The organism is uncultured Microbulbifer sp. (genome assembly GCF_913055755.1).
Classification (GTDB): Bacteria; Pseudomonadota; Gammaproteobacteria; order Pseudomonadales; family Cellvibrionaceae; genus Microbulbifer.
The window spans coordinates 25,194-46,834 of record NZ_CAJXKH010000001.1; the positions used below are offsets into that span (position 1 = coordinate 25,194).

A 21,641-nucleotide genomic window follows, 5' to 3' on the forward strand; every position below is an offset into this window, starting at 1 on the left:
ATTCTGGAGAGAATTATGAGCAGAAATCTTTTTATCGGCGACAAGGAATACTTCCCCGAAATCGGCCAGATCAAATTTGAGGGCCGCGAGTCCGATAACCCGCTGGCATTCAAGTTCTACGATGCCAACAAGGTCATCGGCGGCAAGACCATGGAAGAGCACCTGCGCTACGCGGTGTGCTACTGGCACACCTTCTGTGGCAAGGGATCCGACCCCTTCGGCCGCGACACCCAGACCTTTGCCTGGGACGACGCACCCGATGCCATGACCGCCGCACAACAGCGGATGGACGCGGTATTCGAGTTCGCCACCAAACTGGGCGTACCCTATTACTGCTTCCACGATGTGGACATGTCTCCGGAAGGCAACACCGTCGCGGAAACCGAGAGCAACCTGGCGAAAATGGTCGAGCTGGCCGCAGAGCGCCAGAAAGCCTCCGGCATGAAACTGCTGTGGGGCACCGCCAATATGTTCTCCAACCCGCGCTACATGAACGGTGCCGCCACCAACCCGGACTTCAACGTGGTGGCCTACGCGGCGAGCCAGGTCAAAGCTGCGCTGGATGCCACCGTGGCACTGGGTGGTGAAAACTACGTGTTCTGGGGCGGCCGCGAGGGCTATATCAGCCTGCAAAATGCCAATACCAGGCTCGAGCAGGAAAACCTCGCGCGCTTCCTCACCATGGCGCGGGACTACGGTCGCTCTATCGGTTTCAAGGGCACCTTCCTGATCGAGCCGAAGCCCATGGAACCCACCAAGCACCAGTACGACTTCGACGCCCAGACCGTGATCGGCTTCCTGCGCCACTTCGGCCTGGAACAGGATTTCAAACTCAATATCGAAGCCAACCACGCCACCCTCGCCGGCCACACCTTTGCCCACGAACTGCAGATGTGTACCGATGCCGGCATGCTGGGCTCCATCGACGCCAACCGCGGCGACTACCAGAACGGCTGGGACACCGACCAGTTCCCCACCGATATCTACGATGCGGTACACGGCATGATGGTGGTACTGGCAGATGGCGGCTTCAAAACCGGCGGCCTCAACTTCGACGCCAAGGTACGTCGCGAGTCCATCGATATGGAAGACATTTTCCTCGGCCATATCGGCGGCATGGACACCTTTGCCCGCGGCCTTGAAATCGCCCACAAAATTCTCACCGAGTCCCCCTACCAGAGCTGGAAGGAACAGCGTTACGCCAGCTTCAGCGAGGGCAACGGCAAGGCGTTTACCGAAGGTAAGCTGAGCCTGGCAGACCTGCGCAACCTGGCCGCCGAAAATGGCGAACCGCGCCCCGCCAGCGGCAAGCAGGAACTCTATGAGAACCTGATCAATCAGTACATCTGAGTATCACTATCAACCCTGGTGACACTCAGCTGATTGATGTTCACCCACGTCAGATGACACTCTTGGGCCTGCAAATGCAGGCCTTTTTTGTATCCGGCGCCAGATATCAATTTCACCGCGTAAGCGGTAACATGCGTTTTTCCGCGCCCGCCGCTGCCGTGGTCGCCTTTTCTAGTACCCAAATAGTACCCAAGCACAGGATGAACGGTGTCCATCAAGCAAGTCGCCAAACTCGCGGGTGTCTCTACCGCCACGGTTTCCCGCTACCTGAATAGCCCGGAACAGGTAAAGGAAAAAACCCGCGACAAGGTACAGGCGGCAATCGACAAGATCGGTTACGCACCCAATGCGCTTGCGCGGAATTTCCGCCGCGGCAAGACCAGCCTGATCGTGGTGGTACTGCCCAGTATCGGCGACCCGTTTCTCGAGAGTGTGATGCGCGGTGTGTGGAAGGTTGCGGATGAACTCGGGTACAGCATCCTGATCCGCGATACCCAGTCAAACTCCCACGAATTCGACGAGTACACCGACCTGGTGTTTTCCAAACAGGCGGACGGCATTCTGCTGCTCGCCAGTATCTCGCCATTCAGCGAACCCGAAGCCCAGCGCGGCAGCCGCGGCAAAACCCATCCGCCGCTGGTACTCGGGTTGGAGAGCGTGACCAGAGAGCTAATCCGCTTCCCCAGCGTGCGGGTCGACAATGTCGCGGCGGCGGCAGAGGGTACCGATTACCTGATCCAGCTGGGGCACCAGCGCATCGCCTTTATCGCCGGCAAGCGGGACTCGCTGCTGACCCATGACCGGGAGCAGGGCTACCGCAATGCCATGGGCGCGGCCGGCCTGGAAATAGCCGAGGACTGGGTAGTGGAAGGAGAGCAGACCATCGACGGCGCCCGCCGCGCCACCCGCCAGTTGCTGCAGCTGCAACAGAGGCCCAGCGCAATCTTCTGCGCCAACGACGAAATGGCCCTGGGCGCCCTGCACGAAATCAAAAGCGCCGGACTCAAGGTGCCCCAGGATATTTCCGTGATTGGTTTCGACGATATCCGCTATGCGGAAATCACCGATCCGCCGCTGACCACCATCGCCCAGCCCGCAGAGGAAATCGGTGAACGCAGTATGCGCCGCCTGTGCCAGATCATCGACGGCAACAGCGACGAGCGCGGGCCGGAAACCGTGCCCCACAAGTTGATCGTGCGCAACAGCACCGCAAAGATTTCCGGTCGATAGTCCCGCGCGCCCAAACCGCCTTCGCTAGCACCGAGCGCCTGCTATCTTGAAAGTTTTCCACAGACTTCGAGGTAGCGCCCATGCCCGCAGCGGCACTCAAAATTCTCGGTATCAGCGGCAGCCTGCGCAAGGATTCCTTCAATTCCGCAGCCCTGCGCACTGCCGCCGAACTGGCTGGAGACACCGCAGACTTCACCTTCGGCGACCTGTCACAGATTCCCCTGTACGACCAGGATCTGAAGGACCGGGAGATACCCGCTCCGGTAGCCACGCTCAGCCAGCAGATTCTGGCGGCGGATGCCATCCTGTTCGCGACCCCGGAATACAACTACTCGGTATCCGGCGTACTCAAGAACGCCATCGACTGGCTGTCACGGCTCGACCCACAGCCGTTCGCCGACAAACCGGTGGCCGTGATGAGCGCAAGTATGAGCCTGTTCGGGGGCGCGCGGGCACAGTATGACCTGCGCCGGATCCTGATCTACCTGGACGCGCATTTCGTGAACAAGCCGGAAGTGATGATTGCCTCGGCGCACACAAAATTCGACGGCGATGGCAGGCTCGGTGACGAGGATACCCGCGCACATATCGGCAATCTGGTCACCTCACTGGAGCGATGGGCCAGGCGATTGCAGCGCTGAGCCTCGAAATACAAATATCGAAACATAAATTTCCAAACATAAACTTCCAAACAGCAAGTTCAAAAACAACAATTTCCTTACAGGAATATCACCATGAGCAACCTGGTTGCAGATGTGGTACTGCCATGTGAAGTGGACGTCGGCTGCGGTGCCATCGATATCATCATCGAACCGCGCCGCAAGGAGCTGGGCGGCTTTTCCGTGCGCCGCGCACTGCCCACCCGCGAGCGCAAAATGGTGGGCCCCTGGATCTTTTTCGACCATATGGGACCGGCGGACTTTCCCGCCGGCGAGGGCATCGATGTGCGCCCGCACCCCCATATCGGCATCGCCACCGTCACCTACCTGTTCGAGGGAGAAATACTCCACCGGGATTCCCTCGGCAGCCTGCAGGCGATCCGCCCCGGGGATATCAACCTGATGCTGGCGGGGCGCGGCATAGTCCACTCTGAGCGGGAAACCCCGGAGGTGCGCAACAGCGACCACCGACTGCACGGGCTGCAGCTGTGGCTGGCACTGCCGCAAGCGGATGAGGAGCTGGCGCCGGCCTTCCATCACTATCCCGCGGCAGAGATTCCCACTGCCTCGGTCGACGGGGTATCGCTGCGGATAATGATGGGCAGCGCCTACGGCTGTACCTCGCCGGTAAAGACCTTTGCGGAGACACTCTATGTGGAAGCCCACCTGAGTGCCGGGCAAACCCTCACCCTGCCGGACGTCGATGAGCGCGCGGTATATGTCGCCTCCGGTGCGCTGCGGGCAGCCGGGAGCGAAATCCGCGAACATGCGCTGGCGGTATTCCATCCCCAACCGGGGGTAGTCGTCGAAGCCGCCGAGGATAGCCGCATTGCAATTATTGGCGGCGAACAGCTGGGGCAGCGCTTTATTGACTGGAATTTTGTCTCCAGCCACAAGAGCCGCATTGCGCAGGCGATCGAGGACTGGAAGGCGGGGCGTTTTGACCGGGTACCGGGAGATAGCGAAGAATTTATTCCCTACCCCGGCGGCTGAAGTAGCGCGTTTCTGCCGGCTTTTTCACACACCGCGCACGGTAATAAATTTCCCGCTTGCGGCGCGCGCAAAATGCCGCTGCGCGGTGTGGATTTACACTACAGTTAAAAGGAGTAATCAAGGAGTGTGCGAGTGCGCACTCGCGATCCCAGGAGAGCCGTACCGGTCATGAACACGCAGTTACCGGCAAAAAAACAGTCCCATTCCCCCCGCCCGGTGCAACTGGCCGAGCCCTCGAAGCAGACTTCCACCAAACACCGCCGGCACGGCCACCCGGTTGAGGCCCACCCCAGCGTGGATGTGAGCCCCCCCGAAGAACTGGAACGCTGTTTCGTAATTGGCTACAACTGACTGGTCGACACCTAAAGGAAGGCAATTTTTTAGATAGCCTTCCTCCAGCTGCAACAACGCTTACCGCCAGATCGTGGACTTGTCGGTCACAGGTTTTCGTATCGATCTACTTGCCCAGCAACAAGTCAGGCTCTATGGGGTAGAACCTGCTGGCCGCGGTGATCAGCGAATTGGCGGTCAGTGATTGGACACCATAAACCTCCACGCGCTTGTCTTTCTCCACACGCAACTTATCCACAAGTATGGAGAAATCCCCGTCGCCAGAGACCAGAACCACAACATCTGCCTCGGGCGCGTACTCCAGCGCATCCATGGTGATTCCAACATCCCAGTCGCCCTTTGCAGAGCCATCGGAGCGCTGGATGAAGGGTTTCAGCTTTACCTCAAACCCAATCGCCCGCAGGATATTCTGAAACTCCTTCTGCTTCTGGTCACCACGATCCACCGCGTAGGCAATGGCCTTTACCACTTGTCTGCCAGACGTAGCCTGCGCCCAGAACCTGTTGTAGTCGAAATTACGGCTGAAGGCGTGTCGGGTTGTGTAGTAGACGTTCTGCACGTCTACCAGCAAAAGGACATTTGTAATGGTGCACCATCCCGGGATCAGAGCGTATTGGTAGAGCGCTCGATTGTACCCGACCTGGAGCGGCGCACGTAGAGCAGCACCCTAAGGCAGGACGCTCACGATGTTTTCAGGTTGCTAACCGCAATAGCCCTACCGCCCCAGCCACCACGAGTGAAAGATTCACAACCTGCTGCTCCCGGAAAGGACGACATCGGAAAAGTTGAATCGATAGCTTTCACCCGGGCGCGTGGAGAACTCAAAATCTTGAACGTGAGGCAGTGAAAGCTGACCTATATTAGCCTCCGGGGAGATTCTCGGTTTTCCGCGTTCTGGCAACGCAAAGAAGACGTTTGGATTGACACTATCCCGATTCACTGGGTGCAAATCCTCGTCCCCGTGCGCCGTAATGGATGATGGCAACCGCAAGCGACAATTTCCACCCAGACGGGAAGTCACCGTCAGGCTTTTTATCACCCCGTCTTTCCAGCTCATATCGACAACGAATCCACCCCGGGCAACCAGTCCTTTAACGCTGCCCTGGGGCCAGGCGTCCGGAAGTGCAGGCAACAGCTGTATGGCACCGTCATGACTCTGCATCAGCATTTCCGCAATACCGGTGGTAACACCGAAATTACCATCAATCTGGAAAGGGGGGTGGGCGTCGAACAGATTGGCATAAGTGCCTCCGTGCTCGGAAATCTCCTTGCCAGTGTCCTCGACCAGGGTCAGCTGATCCTCCAGTAGCTTGTACGCGCGGTTACCATCAAGAAAGCGCGCCCAGAGGTTAACCTTCCAGCCCATGGACCATCCTGTAGAAATATCACCACGGTATTCCAACGAAGTTCTCGCGGCAGAAAACAACTTGGGAGTACGGTACGGGGAAATCTGGTTGCTCGGGTAAACGCCATATAGATGGGAAACATGGCGATGGTGGTCCTCCGGATTGTCCCAATCCCAAAGCCACTCCTGCAATTGCCCGAGTCTTCCGATCTGCATAGGCATTAGCTGGTCGCGCTTGTGGGAAATTGCCTCGGCAAACTCTGTATCGACTTCAAGGATCTCCGCCGCATTGATCACGGCAGAGAAAAGGTCGTAGACAAGCTGGGTATCCATCGTCGTCCCTGCGGATACCGAAACACGGAGTTCACCAGAAGTCCGGTATGCGTTTTCCGGGGAATTGGAAGGTGCCACGACCAACCAGCCGGTCTCCGGCTCGCGCTGCAGGCTATCGGCAAAAAAGAGCGCGGCCCCGCGGAGCACCGGATAGTATTCCTGTAAAAAAGCTCTGTCACCGGTATACAGGTAGTGCTGCCAGATATGCTGGCTCAACCAGGCACCACCGCCCTGCCACTGACCGTAAAAGGCGGGGTCAACCTGTCCGGTAATACGCCAGATATCCGTGTTGTGATGCATCATCCATCCGCGAGCATTGTAGATTTTGCTCGCACTTTCACGCCCTGTCTCCGATAGATCCTTCAGCATGGAGAATAGCGGCTGGTGTAGTTCGGACAGATTGGTCACTTCCACTGGCCAATAATTCATTTCGGTGTTGATATTGACCGTGTACTTGCTTTCCCAGGGCGGGCTGACGTGAGGATTCCAGATCCCTTGCAGATTGGCGGGCTGGGTGCCGGGCTGAGAGCTCGAGATCAATAGATAGCGCCCGAATTGAAAGTACAGCGCCGCCAGTGCCGGGTCGCCATCGCGGGAAAACCGCTTTACACGTACATCAGTGGGCAGTGTGCTGTTTGGGGTATTACCAAGGTCCAGCGCAACACGCCGAAACTGTCCGTGATAAAAACCCGTATGTGCACGTTTCAACGCCGGGTAGCTTTTCCCCACCACGGACTCAAGCTGTTCTTCGGCGCGCTGTAGATCATCACCACTGACATCGCGATAACTGTTGAAGTTTGTACCCGTAGCAATGAACAGGGTTACAGCATCTGCGCCGCGAATGCTGAGAGTATCTCCCTCCGTCTTCAGGCTACCGCCATTCAACTCAGGGCGCACGATAGTACTGTAGCGGATCTTCCCTTCCAGCCCCTCATGATCTCCGCCGCGTCCGCGCACCAGCAACCGCTCCCCATCGACCTCAACATGGTGCTGCTGGGGGCTGTCAAAGGATAAATCGAGACTAATCTGTCCCGGATTATCGGCAGTCAGGCGCACAACCACAACCGGATCGGTAAGGGAGGCAAAGACCTCTCTTGAATATACAACGTCCTCTACACGATACGAGACATTTGCCAGGGCATTGCCTATATCGAGCTGTCGGCGGTAATCGTGGACGTTTTCGTGACCGGGAAAGTCCAGAAACAGGCTGCCCAAAGTCTGGTAAGGCATGCCGTTGTTGGTTTTGGAATGTAAATGCTTGTTGGCGAGCCGCTGTGCATCGGTAAATTCGCCCTTAAAAAGAGCCTCATTCACTCGCCCGATATGTGGGGCAATATCCGGGTTTACATTATTATTCGGCCCCCCGGCCCAGACCGTATCTTCGTTTAACTGCAACGTCTCACGGGCGGTGCCACCATAGACCATCGCGCCAAGGCGGCCATTCCCCACCGGCAACGCCTGATTCCAGTTGTCCGCTGGCTGGTCGTACCAGAGAGTTAGGGGCTGGCTATTCAGGTCTCGTACTTGCTGCGCACTGGCCAGGCATGCCACCGACAGCACTGCTCCGAGGCCACAGATCAGGGCGACATGCCAGAACTTAGTTTTAATTGGTTGAATGGCAATAACCACAATGCAGAACCCCAGTCTCGTCTGAATTTACTCGTAGCTGAACGTCAAGTGCTTAGGCCTGGGCGTCCGCAGTTTTTCTATCAGCGGGTGACCAATTTTTTTCATTTCTCTCAGGGCAATCTGCGCGACCTCCCTGGCTCCCAATTGATTCAGATGCGTATCATCGCGCACACCATTCGGGTAGTTGGGATGGGTGTCGGGTTTGATGTGCAGAAATCGTAGCGCGGAATTCTCATCACCCTGCTGCTGAAAGTGCTCGCGGGTAACAACTTCCATGTCAATGAAATCCACTTTCTCTGCTTTCGCCACTTCGCGGCTCAGAGGCGCATACTTGGCGTGCGTCTGTTTGATGGTGCCATCATCATTGAAGTAACGCCGGGTAATGGGACTCATCAATAACGGGTGCGCGCCTCTGGCACGGGTTTCACGTATAAAGCGTGACAGATTGGCCTTGTACTGGTCCGGCGGGGTATAGCGATCTTTCTTGCTTTCCGACGCGTCATTATGCCCGAACTGGATGATGACGAAGTCGCCCGGCTGCAAAGCCTTCTCGATGCTGTCCCAGCGCCCCTCCTCGATAAACGTGCGGGTGCTTCGACCATTCATCGCACGGTTTTCCACCGTGACACTCTCATCAAAAAATCGCGCGAACGGCATTCCCCAACCATTCTCCGGAAAACTCATCTCCGGCTTTATAGCCATGGTGGAGTCGCCGGCCATATACACGGTTTCGGCGTTGCCAGTGACAGGGAGTAATAGTGCGAAGTAAAGAAAAATTTTTTTCACTCTATTTACCTCTATTGGCAGAGCCCCGCACGCCATTCGCGGATGCGAGGGCTCTCCATCTTTAATCGATGTGTTTAGAAGTAACCCACGCTATCCGCATAGGCAATCAATTCACTTCCGTAGTTCCCACCCCACTCGTAGCCATAGCGACGCTCGGCGTCGATGGCCATGATGTCGTATTGCTTGATACCGGAGCGGTCGGCGAAGAAGCCGACATCCTGTTGCAGGTCGTAGAAGCGGTACCACATAGTGCTGCCGGATTTAGCCTGAATCGGATTCCAGGTATCGTCGCTGCTGCCGCTGGGGCGCTTCACGTAGGCGGTATCCGCCTCCTGCACCACCGGGCTGCGGTACCAGGCGAGCGCAGAGCGCACGGCATCTTCCACTTCGGCAGTCTGTGGCCGCGACATCAGGAATGCGGTCACCAGCATGGATTCCTTACCACTTTTCGATGGCAGCTCGTAGTCGCGTGCACCGCGCGGCTCGTAGGTCTCCGGGTCGTGCTGGGCACACCAGACGGTCTTGGCATCGGCCTGCACGATCTGAGCCTTGAGAATAAACTCGACACCGCCGGCGATGGCGGCCTCCATACGCGCGCGCTGGTCATCGGTGAACAGGTCGCCATCCAGCGGCGCTTTCTGCTGCACGGCGTGATCCAGCAGAATCAGCACACGGGCCATGGCACCGTCGTTAAAGGTGACATGGTTGGAATAGGTGGTGCCGGCGCGCGCGGGGTAGACCTGGGGCCAGCCGCCACTTGCATACTGCATGGTCAGCAGGAATTCCAGCGCGTCGCTCGCGGCGTCGCGATACTTGGTGTCGCCGGAGCGCTGGTAGACATCCGCCAAGAACATCAACTCGGTGACGGTCGCATCGTTGTCGATGGTTCCGAGCTCTACACCGCCAGACCCGGTCCAGCCGGAGCGCGCATCGCTGCCATTCCAGGGCGCGTCGTAAGTGGACTCACCGTTTTTATAAAAACCGCCGTGCTCCAGCTGCCAAGTAATTATGTTGTCGGCGCGGGTCGTGTCGGCGTCCAGGCTGCTGCCGAGCCAGGATTTATAATTGTCCAGCTCGCCGTAAATCGGGTTGCCAGACTGTGACAACATCGGGGCCTCGCCACCACCGGAGGAGGAGGAGCTGGAACCACCGGAGGAAGAGCTGCTGCTAGAAGAGCTTGAGCCACCTCCGGAGGACGAACTGCTGGAAGAGCTTGACGATGAACTGGAGCTCGAGGAGCTGCCGTTTACCGGCGGAATCGTTTCCGGCGAGCCGCCGCCACCGCAAGCGGTCAACAATACTGACATCGCCATTGCGGCCAGACCGGGTAAGAGCTTGTATTGCATGGATTTACCTATTTTCAGGAGCTAGATGTACACCCGCCCTGGCGCTGATGGCCGGCAGGCTCCCATTTTTATCGAGCAATTATTTTTTATACGCCCCCTTAAGCCAAAAAAGCCCCGCGGAGCGGGGCAAAAATGGCAAAAGAGGAAACCTTGTTTAGAAATCTACCGTCAGGCCAAGCTGGTAGGCCGGACCGTACTGCTCCACGTTGTAGAGAATATGACCGCCAGCATCGTCATTGCCGGCAAAGTAGTACTGGTCGACGCTGTCGCTGACATTTACCGCATCGAAGTAAACGCGCACCGCATCCGTTACCCGGTAGGTCGCCTTCACATCGAAAGTCATCGACTCATCCTGGTACATATCGCCCCAGGCACGGCAGTTCTTGGCATAGCCGAGTTCCGCATCCGCCGCCTTGTCTTCCGCGGTACAACCACCGATCTGCTTCAGGATCTCACTGGTGTAGTTGGCGATAAAGCGCAGGGAGAAGTCATCGTTTTCCCAGCCCACGGTCAGGTTGGCTGCGGTATCTGCAGTCTCCGGCAGCTGAATGGAATCAACGCGCACGGAGTCACCCACATTACCTTCACTGCTCTGCAGGGTCAGGTTGGACTGGATGAAGATATTGTCCAGCCAGCGACCAATATTGTGGTCTTCCCAACGGCCGTCGAAGTATTGGCTGTAGCTCAGCTCGACACCGTAGACTTCTGCAGACTCACCGTTCAGGTAGGTATTCACGTTGGTGAGTACGGTGTCACCCGGGATCTTGAACATGGTTACCTGATCGATCGGCAACACAAATGGCAGATCCGTGGCGATATTCACCTTCACGCCGTTGGCATCGACGATAAAGTCGGTGATGTCCTTGTAGAACAAGGCACCCTGCAGGAAGGTGTCTTCGCCGTACCAGGACAGCGACAGGTCGAAGTTGGTGGCCCGCATCGGATCCAATGCCGGGTTACCGATACGCACGGTATTGTCCGGTGACATTTCGAAGAATTCAGCCTGATACTCGAAATCACCGCCGCGGGTTGCGCCGATTTTGCTCGGGTCATCGGAGCAGACTTCTTCGCCGGTGTAGTCCGGATCGGTATTACAGAACACCACCCGGTCGGTCACTTCAAAGAAACCGCGGCTTTTACCAAAGTCCGGACGGGAGAAGCTGGTCCAGATAGAGGCGCGCGCCAGCAGGTTATCGCCCAGGTCGTGGCGATAGTGCAGTGCCGGCAGGAAGGCATCGTACTCGTTTCCGGTTTCACCCAGTGGCAGCGCGATATCCAGTGACTCCAGGCCTTCGCTCTGTTCGTTGCGGTCGTTGCGCAGGGCCATGTAACCGGTAGACGCAAACTCGGTCTGCGCGTAACGGGCACCGGCAATCAGCGTCGCATCCGGCAGCACCTGGAATTCCGCCATCAGGTAGGCCGCGGCGGTATCCTCGGACAGTTCGTAATCGAGCTTGGTGGAGTCGATTTCTTTCTGATCCGGGTCGTAGTTGTCGCCGATGGCACGGGTGGCTTCGATCAGGCGCTCTGCTTCGGCACGGGTAATTACCGCGTGGTCGAAGTTGGGGTTTTCCGGTACATAGGTGGCGAAGTCACCCAGGCGGGAACCGGCCATGGCGATACAGTCCAGATCACCGGCACAGCCTGCCACCGCCTTGTCGAACGGCACGATGCTGGCCCGGTTCTTGTCGTTGCTGCGGGTGCGCTGATTGACCTTAACCCCGGTCTTCACGTAGTTGACCATGCCGGAATCCCAGTCGTGGCGCAGGTTCAGGGAGAACTGATCTACCTGGTCTTCGCGCACGCTGTCTTCCATAAACAGGTTGTCGTAGTTCAGGTTCGGCTGCGACACCTGGCCATACTGGTAGCCGTTGGGGCCGGATACCGCCGGAGTGGTGATCTGCCCGGATTCAACCAGCTCGTCCAGCTGCGGGCCGGAAATCAGCTGGCCGTTGAGGAACTCGTCTCCGAAGCTACCCAGGGCATTCAGCTCGCGCAGGCGGAACTGCACCCGACGGCCGTCCGGCTTTTCGTTTTCACTGCGAGAAGACACCACTTCGTAATCCAGTTCCCAGCCGTCGCCGAAACGGTTTTCACCGCCGAGGGCGAAGGTGTCGGTGGTCACTTCCGACTCCTGGATAAAGAACTGCTGCTGCAGGTCGACACTGGCACCACCGAATACCTGATTTTCCGGATCCAGGAACATCAGGTCTTCATCGCCATCGCTCCAGTTGAAGCGATAGTACTCGCGCATGGCGATGTCGTTATCGGAATAGCTGGTGTGGTTTACCTTCAGGTGGTAGCGGCTGTTGTCGTCCGGCTGGTATTCGACGTTCAGCAGGCCGGCGATACGTTCGCGCTCGGCATTTTCCTGGAAGGTGGTGAACTCCCACGGAATCAGCATCTGCTGATCGCCAACGCTCACGTACTGCGGCAGGGTGCTGCCGTGATGCTTGGTCTGGTAGCCCAGGGTTTTGCGGTTTTCCCAAGAACCGGTATAGGCCACACCGATGGTGTCATTCAGGAACAGGTTAGTGCCCTGCAGGGTGACCTTGGGGGAATTTTCCTGGTACTGGTCCTGGTAGTAGTTCTGTGCGCGGAACTTGAAGCTGTTCTTGCCGCGGTCCAGGGCCGACAGGGTTTTCACGTTGATGGAGCCACCGATGGCATCCAGGTCCATATCCGGGGTCAGGGACTTGTTGACCTCAATGGACTGCAGTACGTCCGACGGCAGGCTGTCGAGGGAAAACGCGCGGTCTTCCAGGGTCTCGTTGGTACCGCCGCCGGCGTTCGCCATGGCACCGCCGTCCATGCGCACGCTGACCATGCCCGCGCCGAGGCCGCGCAGGTTGACGAATTTACCTTCACCCTCGCTTTTCTGCAGGGTGATACCGGGCATGCGCTGCAGCAGCTCGGCCACGTTCTGGTCGGAGAAGTTACCCGCGTCGTCCTGGGTAACCACGGAACTGAAGTTGTCCTTGCCGCGCTCTGCCGCACGGGCATTGACGTCGGCACTGCGCACACCTTCCACATAGACTTCTTCAACGGTAACGTCGGAAGCCTTGTCCTGTTGCGCTTCGGTTTCTGCCTCCTGGGCCACCAGGCTGGCAGAAGTTGCCATGGCGATGGCCATGGCGAGAATCTGTTTCTTATAAGTCATTTTGACTCTCCCATCGTTTTTTATTCGGCCCGCAATTTTCCTTTGCAGGCCGCTTCGATGATTCTTGTTGGTCGCCGGCCGCGATACTCACCCGACCGGCGACCCGCCCGTGGCTTACTGGTAGCTCACCTTGAAGTTGTCGATCACAACCGGCAGGTCTTCGGTGCCGCTGTCGCAGCGCACCTGCAAGAAGGAATTCGCCGTACCCAGATCACTCTCGATGGTCACGGTGCCGGTCGGCTGGTCGCCGTCCGCCAGCTGGGACGCGTACTTCTCGATCAGCTTGGAGCTGCCGCCGTGCATGGACTTGCTGGAGCTTGACGTGTTGTTGTCCACATACACCTGGCACTTGCCGGTCTCCACGGAGGTGTTGGGGTTTTCGACCACGTCAAAGGTGATGACATAGGGCTTGCTCAGGTCCAGGTCACCGCGGCCACTGGTATCGGTATCCGCAGTGTCGGTGCCCTGCAGCGCATCGCCGATGGAGAAGCGCGCGTTGTGCAGCGCCAGGGTGCCGCCGGCAACTTCAATGCGGGAGCTGCCACTGGTCACGTAGAACATGGGCTTGCTGGCGTCGCCGGACTGACCGCGGTACTCGGCGGTGAAGAAGTTGGTGTCCTCGGTATCCGAGTCTTCTACCAGGCCGATGCCGTTGAAGTTTTCTTCAAACGCTGAAGAGGCATCCGCGCCCGCATAGGCACCCAGCTCACCGATATCCGCCGGCAGTTCGCCCACCAGCTGCTCCGGCGTCAGGCCCGCAGCAGTGGCGTTGTCGGTCCACACCAGCCAGTCCATATTCGCGTGGAACTCGCTGGAGGAGCCTTCACCGATACGCATGCGGCTGCTGGAAGAGCCACCATCGCGGCCGTTACCGGTGAAGCTGCCCACTTCCACACCATCGCGGTAAACCTTGGCGGTGATGTATTCATTGCCGGCAGTAGCGGGGTCGTCGACGGTGAAGCTGACCTGATAGATGTGGTAACCATCGGTCATATCCATGTCCACTTCCGCGGTGCTGTCGTCGGAGAGGAACTTGTCCAGCTGGATCTTGTTGCCATCCGGACGCCAGATAGCTTTGATCCGTGCCGGGCCGCGGGTATCCACGCCGCCGTCACCCAGGTGCGTTTCGATCTCGAAACCGCGCACGCTGTCCTGGGTGGTGGCGAAAGAGGTATCGATACGGGCGATAAAGGTGAAGTGCTTCGGATAGGTCGCGGCGTCACCGGGAATCACGTCGTCCAGGTCACCTACCGGCTTGATATCAAAGCCAATGGTATCCAGGGTCATAACGCCGAGATCGCTGGCCTCGAAGTAAGGCAGTTCTTCCTCGCTGAATGCGAAATTGGACGCGGAGCTGCCGTCGACAACCACGGCGCCCAGGTCACCCGGGTGCATACAACCGTCGTACACATTCCACTGGATCATGTTGGTCGCCGACGGATCCACGCTGGTGGTCGGAGAGCAGTTGTCGCCCACCGGTGCTACCGGGGTTGCGGAAGCGAGTTCACTCCACTCGGAAGCGCCAACATTGTTCACCGCACGTACCCACACGTTGTAGGCACTGCCGTTTTCCAGTTCGGTCAGGGTGGTGCTGGTCTCGGTAAGGCCTTCAACCAGATCCGCAGCGGCCACGTCGGTGCCGGTGCTGTAGGCCACGTCGTAGCTGGTTGCGCTTACGGTCGAGGCCCAGCTCACGGCGATCTGTGCATCGGAAGCAAACAGACTCGGCGCTTCCGGTGCCGCTGGCGCTACCGCCGGCTGGAACACGGTACATTCCGGCAGGTCACCCTGGCCGTCGTCGCTCTGCGGTTCGATCAGCAGATCGTCGAAGATCACCGAGCTGCCACCTTCCACGCGGAACTGCAGGAAGGAGCTGGCGGTACCAACCTGGCCCGGACGCTGGTCCTTGATCTCGCCGCCCTGTTCGTAAGTCACATCGCCGGGCACGTTGATCTGCACACGCTTGCCGGGAATCAGGTCGCCCGCGGGCACGTTGAAAATACGCGAGCCCTGGCTGCCACCACCCCAGATGGAGTTGGCTTCACCGGAGGTGTTGTTGTCCACGTAGACCTGCATGTTGCGGGTACCGGAGGAGTCCTTCACACAGAAGGAGATTCGGTAGGGCTGGCTCAGATCCAGCTCACCCCAGGTAGAGACATCGTCGGAGGTAGTGGTGTCTTTTTTCGGGTCCTGGTCATCGATATCCAGGCGGGTCTGGCCGACGGAGAAGCGGCCGGTATTCAGCAGCATGGCGGGGTTGCCGTTGTCGCTGACAAGGCCCATCTGATCCAGCGCAACTTCCGGGCCATCGGCCGGATTGTCGTTGGCAAAGAAACAGCAGGTGGGATAGTAGAAGGACGGCCAGGTGTCGTTGGCGTCACTGGTGTTCAGCGCCTTGTATTCCTGGCTGAAGAAATACTGGGTGTCGGCTTCGTCGAAGTTGGCGAAAGAGCCATCGCCAAAGCTTTCGTACAGTGTGGCGCCCTCGCTGCTGCCGCCACTGGAGGAACCGCCACTGGAAGAACTGCTGCCACCGGTCGCGGGCGGCGGCGTGTTGACCACGTCCCCTTCCAGATTGGCATCACTACCACCACCGCCGCCACAGGCGGTCAGGGTCCCCATAATACAGAGCGCTAGCGCGGACTGAGTCCAGCGTAAAGGTTTCATGCTCACCCCTTTCTCTCATTGTCGATCGTTATTCTTATGAGCCTGGATACCACTGAGGCCCAGCTTGTAATACTTATTGGTTTGGCAGTCTAACCAAATTGGTTAGGCATATACAACCGTTTCTCGCAACTGGCCTGGAAGTTATTTGTGACCGACGTACCAGTGTAGAAATTCGCGACACAAGAGCACAATAATTGGGCGAAACAGGGGTTTTTGTAGCAAAACTACACGACTGTGTGCAGCGCGACGGAGACAGGTGCCCCTCCCCGTGGCGTAAAAATGATCACAAACCGGCCAGACCACATTGACCCGGAATGGCCAACCGAGCGCAAAGCGAACGGCTGCAGGTGATCGAAGCGGGTCAAAAGCGGGAACAGGAAGACAAGACAGATGAAAGACTGGCCATCAATGCAGGACGCAGTGAACAGGCCAATCTTCACCGCACCGCTACCAATAGGTGCTGGCAGCGGGCGGGAATAACAACCACAGACCCTTATTCAACGGCCTCGATAAGCACGTCGTCCACCACCACGGTGGCGCTGCTCTCGGTGCGCAGGGTTACAAAAGAGCTGTCACTGGCGGTGAGGCCGGTCACGGTGTAACTCTGCCCCTCTACCAGCTCGCTGAGCAGTATCTGGTGGAACTTGGAAGCGCCGCCCCAGATGGAATTGCTGCTGGAGGCGGTGTTGTTGTCCACGTAGATCTGGAAGTACTTACCGGTGTCGCCGCCGACACTCACCACCTTGAACGAGATCTGCCAGGGCACACTCAGGTCGAACACGCCGGTCGTCGCACTGTCGCTGCCGCTGGTGTTGACCGCCGGCGTGCTGTTGCCGATGGAGACGCGGCTGCCGGTAAGACTGAGGGCGCCGGTCTGGATTTCCGCGGTGCCGGTTACCCGGTGATACATGGGTGTGCCATCGCCGGGAGCGCCAGACAAGTCACGGTAGGCGTTGGTGAAAAAGGTACCGGTATCGGTGGCAAAGTTTTCTCCGTAGGGCAGCGCCACGTCTTCCACAGTCGGTTCCTCTTCCACCGGCACCTCACCTTCCGGCGTTACCGGGTCGGGAATGTCCAGGCTGGACTGATCCAGCTTGCCCACACCGGCGTTGGCAATCACGTAATCTTTCAGACCGTCGGTGGCATCCAGAGTGTAGCTGTAGGGCACCTGGTAGGTCGAAGTGGATTCGCCATCCTGGGCGGTAATATCGGTACCGCCACCACTGGTCCAGGTAACGCCACTGCCGAACACGTTGCCGTTCAGGTTCCAGTAGCCGATCACGTCGGAATAAAACGACACTACCGGGTTCTGAGTGTTTTCGAACAGATTGTGCTCGATCAGCATCTCGGCGCCGGCGCGGGAGTTGATCGCGGTGGAATTGATCTGGTTGTAGTAATTGTTGTACACGTGGCCCTTGCCATGGCGGTACAGGGGTACGCGGGATTCCAGATTTTCGAAACGGTTGTGGTGGAAAGTTACCAGCCGGTCGGTATCCGGATTGGTATCGTTTTCCGTGTGGCCGTGCAGTGAAGTTTTCCAGGCATCGTGCAGATAGTTATAGGACAGCGTGATATAGCGTGCGCCGCTCTTGGAATCGATCAGGCCATCGTAATAATTCTTGTCTACTGCCAGGGAGTTGTAGATCTCGCAGTGGTCGATCCAGATATGGCTGGTGGTGGAGCCGTCGTCATCGCCCTCGATACTGATATTGTCCTTCTCCTGCCCCGGCCAGGCTTCGTGGAACAGGATATTCTGCACAATGATATTGTTGGCGCGACGAATGTTCAGGCCAATACCGTCAAACTCGCCGTTTTCGCCCACGCCGATCAGTGACACGTTATCCATATCCTTGATCTGGATATCGGTACCGGTTCCGGTGTTGAAATCGGTAATGGTGCCATCGATGTAGAGGGTGATTGGCTGGCTCGCGTCTTTGGCCTCGTCCAGCTTGTCCTGCAGGTCGGCGCCGTTATTAACGGTATATACCAGGCCTCCGGCGCCGCCGGTCAGGTTATAGCTGTAGCCGGCGAAGCCGCCGTCGATACTTTCGTTGCCCCCGGAGGAGGATCCGGAGCTGCTGGAAGAGCCCGATGAACTTGACGAGCTGCTGGACGAACCGCCTCCAGATGAAGAGGAACTCGACGAGCTACTGGAACTGCTGGAACTGCTTGAGGAGCTGGATGAACTGCTGCCGGAGCCGCCGTTATCGCCACCACCGCCACCACCGCCGCATGCGGTGATGCCGGCACATAGCGCCAGGGTAAGCAGGAATTGCAATGAATTACGCATGGGTATTTCTCACAAGTGAAAAGCCCCGCGGCAGGACCGCGGGGCTTTTTTGTTTACTGAGTCAATTGAATATCTTCGAAAGTGAAGTTCTGATTGTCGTTGTAAGGTGCAGCAAACAGTCCCACTTTTATGCTGTCAGGCAGGCCGGTAAACGTGTTGGCCCCCAGCTCGGTGTAACTGACACCACCATCGGTTGAGACAGATGCGTAGTACGCCTGCCCCTGGCGCTCCAGCTTGAAGTACAGGCTGTCACCGGCAACCACGGCATCACCGCTGGCTTTGCCCCAACCTCCGGCGGCTTCGCGCACGTGGCCGTACTGGGTCACCCACTCGCTGCCGGACATGTGCATGCCCACATGTGCCAGTGGTGAGGTGGTGCCTGCGGTTGCATCGCACTCACACATCATCAGGCCAACCGGGAACTGGTTCGCCGCATAGTTTTCACCGACACTTTTCAGCTTGGCGGTCAGGATGAAGTCACCGGTTACCTGCTGGGATACCAGGTAGAACGACTGCGCCATGGTTTCGAATTTGCCATCGCTGGCGGTGAAGGTGACGCTGTTGTCGGTCTGCTCGCTGATGCTGCCGCTCGCCACGGTGGCGGAAGACTGGCTGCTGTCGCCCACCAGCAGGCCGTTGCCACTCCAGGTTTCACTGGGGCCACTGGCAACGACACAATCGTCATCACTGGTATCTTCCGGATAGGGATCCCAGCCTTCACCGCTGTTCCAGCCGGCAAAAATCTGCGCGCGCGAGCAGAAGCGGGTTGCCACTTCTTCCGCACTCAACTGGTAACAGGTGCCATCGTTGCTACAGCGGTTGCTGAGGTCCAACGGATTACCTGCGAGATCGGTGCTGCCGTATTCGCGCCAGCCAGAATCCGCGCTCGCGGTAGACGGGTTGGGGATCGGGTCCGGACGCCAGCCGATATCGGCCACATGGGTATCCATGGCTGTGTTGATGAACGCAATATTGTCGAAGTAGCTGCTGCTGCCGCCACTGCGCGCGAGGTAGGTAGTCCCCGGTTCGATGGTGACACCGGTGGGGCCAGCCCCGTGGGTCAATTTTGAGTTCAGGAATACAAAGCCCGGCACGGATTCAGTCGGGTTGCGCGCCTGCAGGATGTAGCCGCCACCGCTGGTCGCTTCGCTACTCTTGGAGTCGCCCAATGAACGGATCTCGGACTCCTCGAATACGGTAGCGGTGCTGTATCCCCAGATAAAGTCCACGTTACCGGCCACTAGCGTGTTGTAGAACCAGTTATAGCCCTTCAGCAAGAGGGTATCCTGCTCGGAGATAAAGCTGGCATCGCGTGCGATCAGACGACCTTCACTGTTGAAGTAGATGGTCTCCGCCTGATCACCGGCACCGGTGCGCTGATGGGTGTTTTCGATGGTGAGATCTGTCAGGGTGATCATGTCACCGCCCTTCACCAGGAACAGGCTGCGTCCCTCACTGCCACCGTTCAGGCCGTCGTAGTTCTCGTAGTGAATTCGGGTCTGATCGGCGCCGGCACCCTTGATGGTGAGATTGTTTTTACCGCTCAGGTACAGCATCTCACGATAGTCACCGGCGTTAATGGTAATGGTGGCGGGATCATCCGCTGCAACATTCTCCATCACATGGTTGAGGGCGCCCTGCACGGTGCGGAAATCACCGGCACCATCGTCATCCACGGTTACGTCTGCGCCACTGGGCAGTGCTGCGCGGGTGGTGAAGGTCCATGCCGCGTCCTTACCAAGACCCACAAAATCGCTGCCATTCAGCTTCGCGCCCTGTACCAGATCGGAGCTGATCGCGACGAAGTATTCCACTCCCGGCTGCAACACATCGGTGTGCGGGGAAACGGTGAGGGTATTGCCGTCGATGCTGAACGGTGTTGCGTTCAGGGTGCGGGTCTGCGCCTGGCCGTTGTAACCGAGGGTGTCGGTTTCACCCGCTGCGCGGATGGCGTCGACTTCTGTGTTGTCATCGGCGCGGAAGATACGCACAGAGCCAACTTCTGCATTCAATGTCGGTGCGTTATCGAAGGTGATGCTAAGGCGGGTGTCTTCGTATTCGCCGGTAGCGCCGGGCAGTGGAGTAACCAGGCTGCTGATATCGCCATAGGTTGCGGTGGGCATGGCAAAGGCCTTCGCCACCTCCACGTTGATACTGCGCTGCAGGCTGCTGTCGGATCCGCTGATAAAAGTAACTTCCGCGCTGCCTTCCGCCAGCGGTGACAGTTTCACCAGGTTACCGGATACTTCCGCAGACACCACACTGTCATCGCTGGAAACCACCTCGAAGGTATCCGCGGTCACACCGTCACTCTGGATTGCGGTGACATTGATTTCCAGCGCCGGATCACCGGCAGTGGCAGTCCAGGAGGGCTCAGCGTAGTCAATGGTGAGCTGTACTGGCTTCACCGCAGGATCGCCGACTTTTACATAGTCCACTTCAAACGAGCGGTTGTAGGTGAAAAACCCGATACGACCGGCGGTGGTGTACTTGCTGTCGGCATCGGAGTAGGTGCCCAGCTCTTCACCATCCAGGTACACGGTGATATCGCTGCCCACTATGTCGTAACGGACGGTATACCAGCTGCCATCGGTGGCACCTTGCTCGCCCAGCAGGATCGGCTTTTTCGCCTGCACTTCGCGGCTCACGGATCCGGTCGCACCGGCGTCTTCGGTGGCGGCATAGCCCGCTTCCACCTGGGTGGACTCGCTGCTGTTCTGCATATTGAGGCCGCCGAAATACCATTGCAGCGGCCCCTGGTAGCGGCCGATGCCGTACAGGTATTTATTGCCGGTATTGCCGTTCTGGCGCGGCCGGATGCGGTATTCCACAAAATAGTCTGCGGGCACGCTGCCGAAGACCGCTTCCTTCACCAGGATCAGCTCCCCCTCACGCAGGTTTTCACCGCGGGTACCGGCGGTGAAGCGCAGGGACTTGCCCTTATCGCCTTCATCGAGGATATCGAAAACACCTGGATCAGCGAGTCCATAGCCGTCGATCACCGCATCCCAGCTGCTGGCGAATTCCCCATCTTCAAAGTCATCGCAGAAATAGAACCCGGAATCCGGGCAGGTAAATACCGTGGGCTCCGGATCAGGTTCCGGCTCCGGCTCCGGCTCAGGTTCTGGTGGTGGATCAATGGTTACCAATTCCTCGTCCGGCATTGGGTTTAGCTGGGTGAGTTCTCTCTTCGAGCTATCATCACTACAGCCAGCCAGCAGGCTGCCGAGCAATGCGGCTATCGCCACTCTCGTATAGGTGCCGTGTACTCGCATGGAATACTCCTGTTTTAGTTATCGGCTTGTTGTTATCCGGCAGCTCTGAAGGCTGCCAGCTCTCTCACTATCTCACCCCAATGGCGCCCGTTGTCCCCAATTGGCATAGGGTAAGACAAATGATTTTTGCGCTAATAAAACCGGGCTACGCACACTCGCTCATGCAACCCGGATATCGCTTTCTAAAAACTTTTTCCAATCGGCATATCTACTTCATGCTTAATACC

At 58.0% G+C, this 21,641-nt stretch carries 14 protein-coding genes; 6 read left to right on the forward strand and 8 right to left on the reverse strand.

All coding sequences use genetic code 11. The features are described from left to right. The first annotated feature begins 15 nt into the window (after positions 1–15). From xylA to QZ511_RS00095, 5 genes are all read left to right on the forward strand, one after another. Positions 16–1,350 carry a xylose isomerase gene (xylA, locus tag QZ511_RS00075; RefSeq protein WP_295797120.1) on the forward strand — a complete coding sequence of 445 codons (1,335 nt, stop codon included), beginning with the start codon at positions 16–18 and terminating at the stop codon, positions 1,348–1,350. A 207-nt stretch (positions 1,351–1,557) separates the two neighbouring features. Continuing rightward, a complete protein-coding gene (locus QZ511_RS00080) occupies positions 1,558–2,580 on the forward strand; it encodes a LacI family DNA-binding transcriptional regulator (RefSeq protein ID WP_295797123.1) in 1,023 nt (340 codons plus the stop codon). 80 nt (positions 2,581–2,660) lie between these two features. Then, positions 2,661–3,221 (forward strand): NAD(P)H-dependent oxidoreductase, encoded by a 561-nt coding sequence (locus QZ511_RS00085; protein WP_295797126.1) that lies wholly within the window; start codon positions 2,661–2,663, stop codon positions 3,219–3,221. Between the two features lie 93 nt (positions 3,222–3,314). Further along, entirely contained in the window at positions 3,315–4,232 is a 918-nt protein-coding gene (locus tag QZ511_RS00090; protein WP_295797130.1) for a pirin family protein, read from the forward strand. 168 nt (positions 4,233–4,400) lie between these two features. Further along, a complete protein-coding gene (locus tag QZ511_RS00095) occupies positions 4,401–4,583 on the forward strand; it encodes a hypothetical protein (protein ID WP_295797134.1) in 183 nt (60 codons plus the stop codon). 106 nt (positions 4,584–4,689) lie between these two features. Here the strand turns inward: QZ511_RS00095 and QZ511_RS00100 are convergent, their stop codons facing one another. From QZ511_RS00100 to pelA, 4 genes are all read right to left on the reverse strand, one after another. Beyond that, on the reverse strand, positions 4,690–5,154 hold the full coding sequence (locus QZ511_RS00100; protein WP_295797136.1) for an NYN domain-containing protein: 465 nt from the start codon (positions 5,152–5,154) through the stop codon (positions 4,690–4,692). 174 nt (positions 5,155–5,328) lie between these two features. After that, positions 5,329–7,890: a glycoside hydrolase family 95 protein gene (locus QZ511_RS00105; protein WP_295797140.1), complete on the reverse strand. Its 2,562-nt coding sequence runs from the start codon at positions 7,888–7,890 to the stop codon at positions 5,329–5,331. A gap of 27 nt (positions 7,891–7,917) precedes the next feature. Beyond that, complete coding sequence (locus QZ511_RS00110; RefSeq protein WP_295797143.1) at positions 7,918–8,676, reverse strand: rhamnogalacturonan acetylesterase; 759 nt, start codon at positions 8,674–8,676, stop codon at positions 7,918–7,920. A gap of 74 nt (positions 8,677–8,750) precedes the next feature. Then, on the reverse strand, positions 8,751–9,785 hold the full coding sequence (gene pelA / locus QZ511_RS00115) for a pectate lyase (RefSeq protein ID WP_295797147.1): 1,035 nt from the start codon (positions 9,783–9,785) through the stop codon (positions 8,751–8,753). Here pelA and QZ511_RS00120 point away from each other — a divergent pair. Continuing rightward, entirely contained in the window at positions 9,766–10,047 is a 282-nt protein-coding gene (locus QZ511_RS00120; RefSeq protein ID WP_295797149.1) for a hypothetical protein, read from the forward strand. The two genes, pelA and QZ511_RS00120, sit on opposite strands and share 20 nt — an antisense overlap. Positions 10,048–10,176: 129 nt before the next feature. Here QZ511_RS00120 and QZ511_RS00125 read toward each other — a convergent pair whose 3' ends face one another. The 4 genes from QZ511_RS00125 to QZ511_RS00140 all read right to left on the reverse strand — a co-directional run bounded on the left by QZ511_RS00125 (position 10,177) and on the right by QZ511_RS00140 (position 21,414). Further along, on the reverse strand, positions 10,177–13,182 hold the full coding sequence (locus tag QZ511_RS00125) for a TonB-dependent receptor (protein ID WP_295797152.1): 3,006 nt from the start codon (positions 13,180–13,182) through the stop codon (positions 10,177–10,179). A 114-nt stretch (positions 13,183–13,296) separates the two neighbouring features. Beyond that, a complete protein-coding gene (locus tag QZ511_RS00130; RefSeq protein WP_295797155.1) occupies positions 13,297–15,849 on the reverse strand; it encodes a fibronectin type III domain-containing protein in 2,553 nt (850 codons plus the stop codon). 493 nt (positions 15,850–16,342) lie between these two features. Then, positions 16,343–18,139 carry a pectate lyase gene (locus QZ511_RS00135; RefSeq protein ID WP_295797158.1) on the reverse strand — a complete coding sequence of 599 codons (1,797 nt, stop codon included), beginning with the start codon at positions 18,137–18,139 and terminating at the stop codon, positions 16,343–16,345. 53 nt (positions 18,140–18,192) lie between these two features. Then, positions 18,193–21,414: a pectinesterase family protein gene (locus QZ511_RS00140; RefSeq protein ID WP_295797162.1), complete on the reverse strand. Its 3,222-nt coding sequence runs from the start codon at positions 21,412–21,414 to the stop codon at positions 18,193–18,195. Positions 21,415–21,641 lie beyond the last annotated feature (227 nt).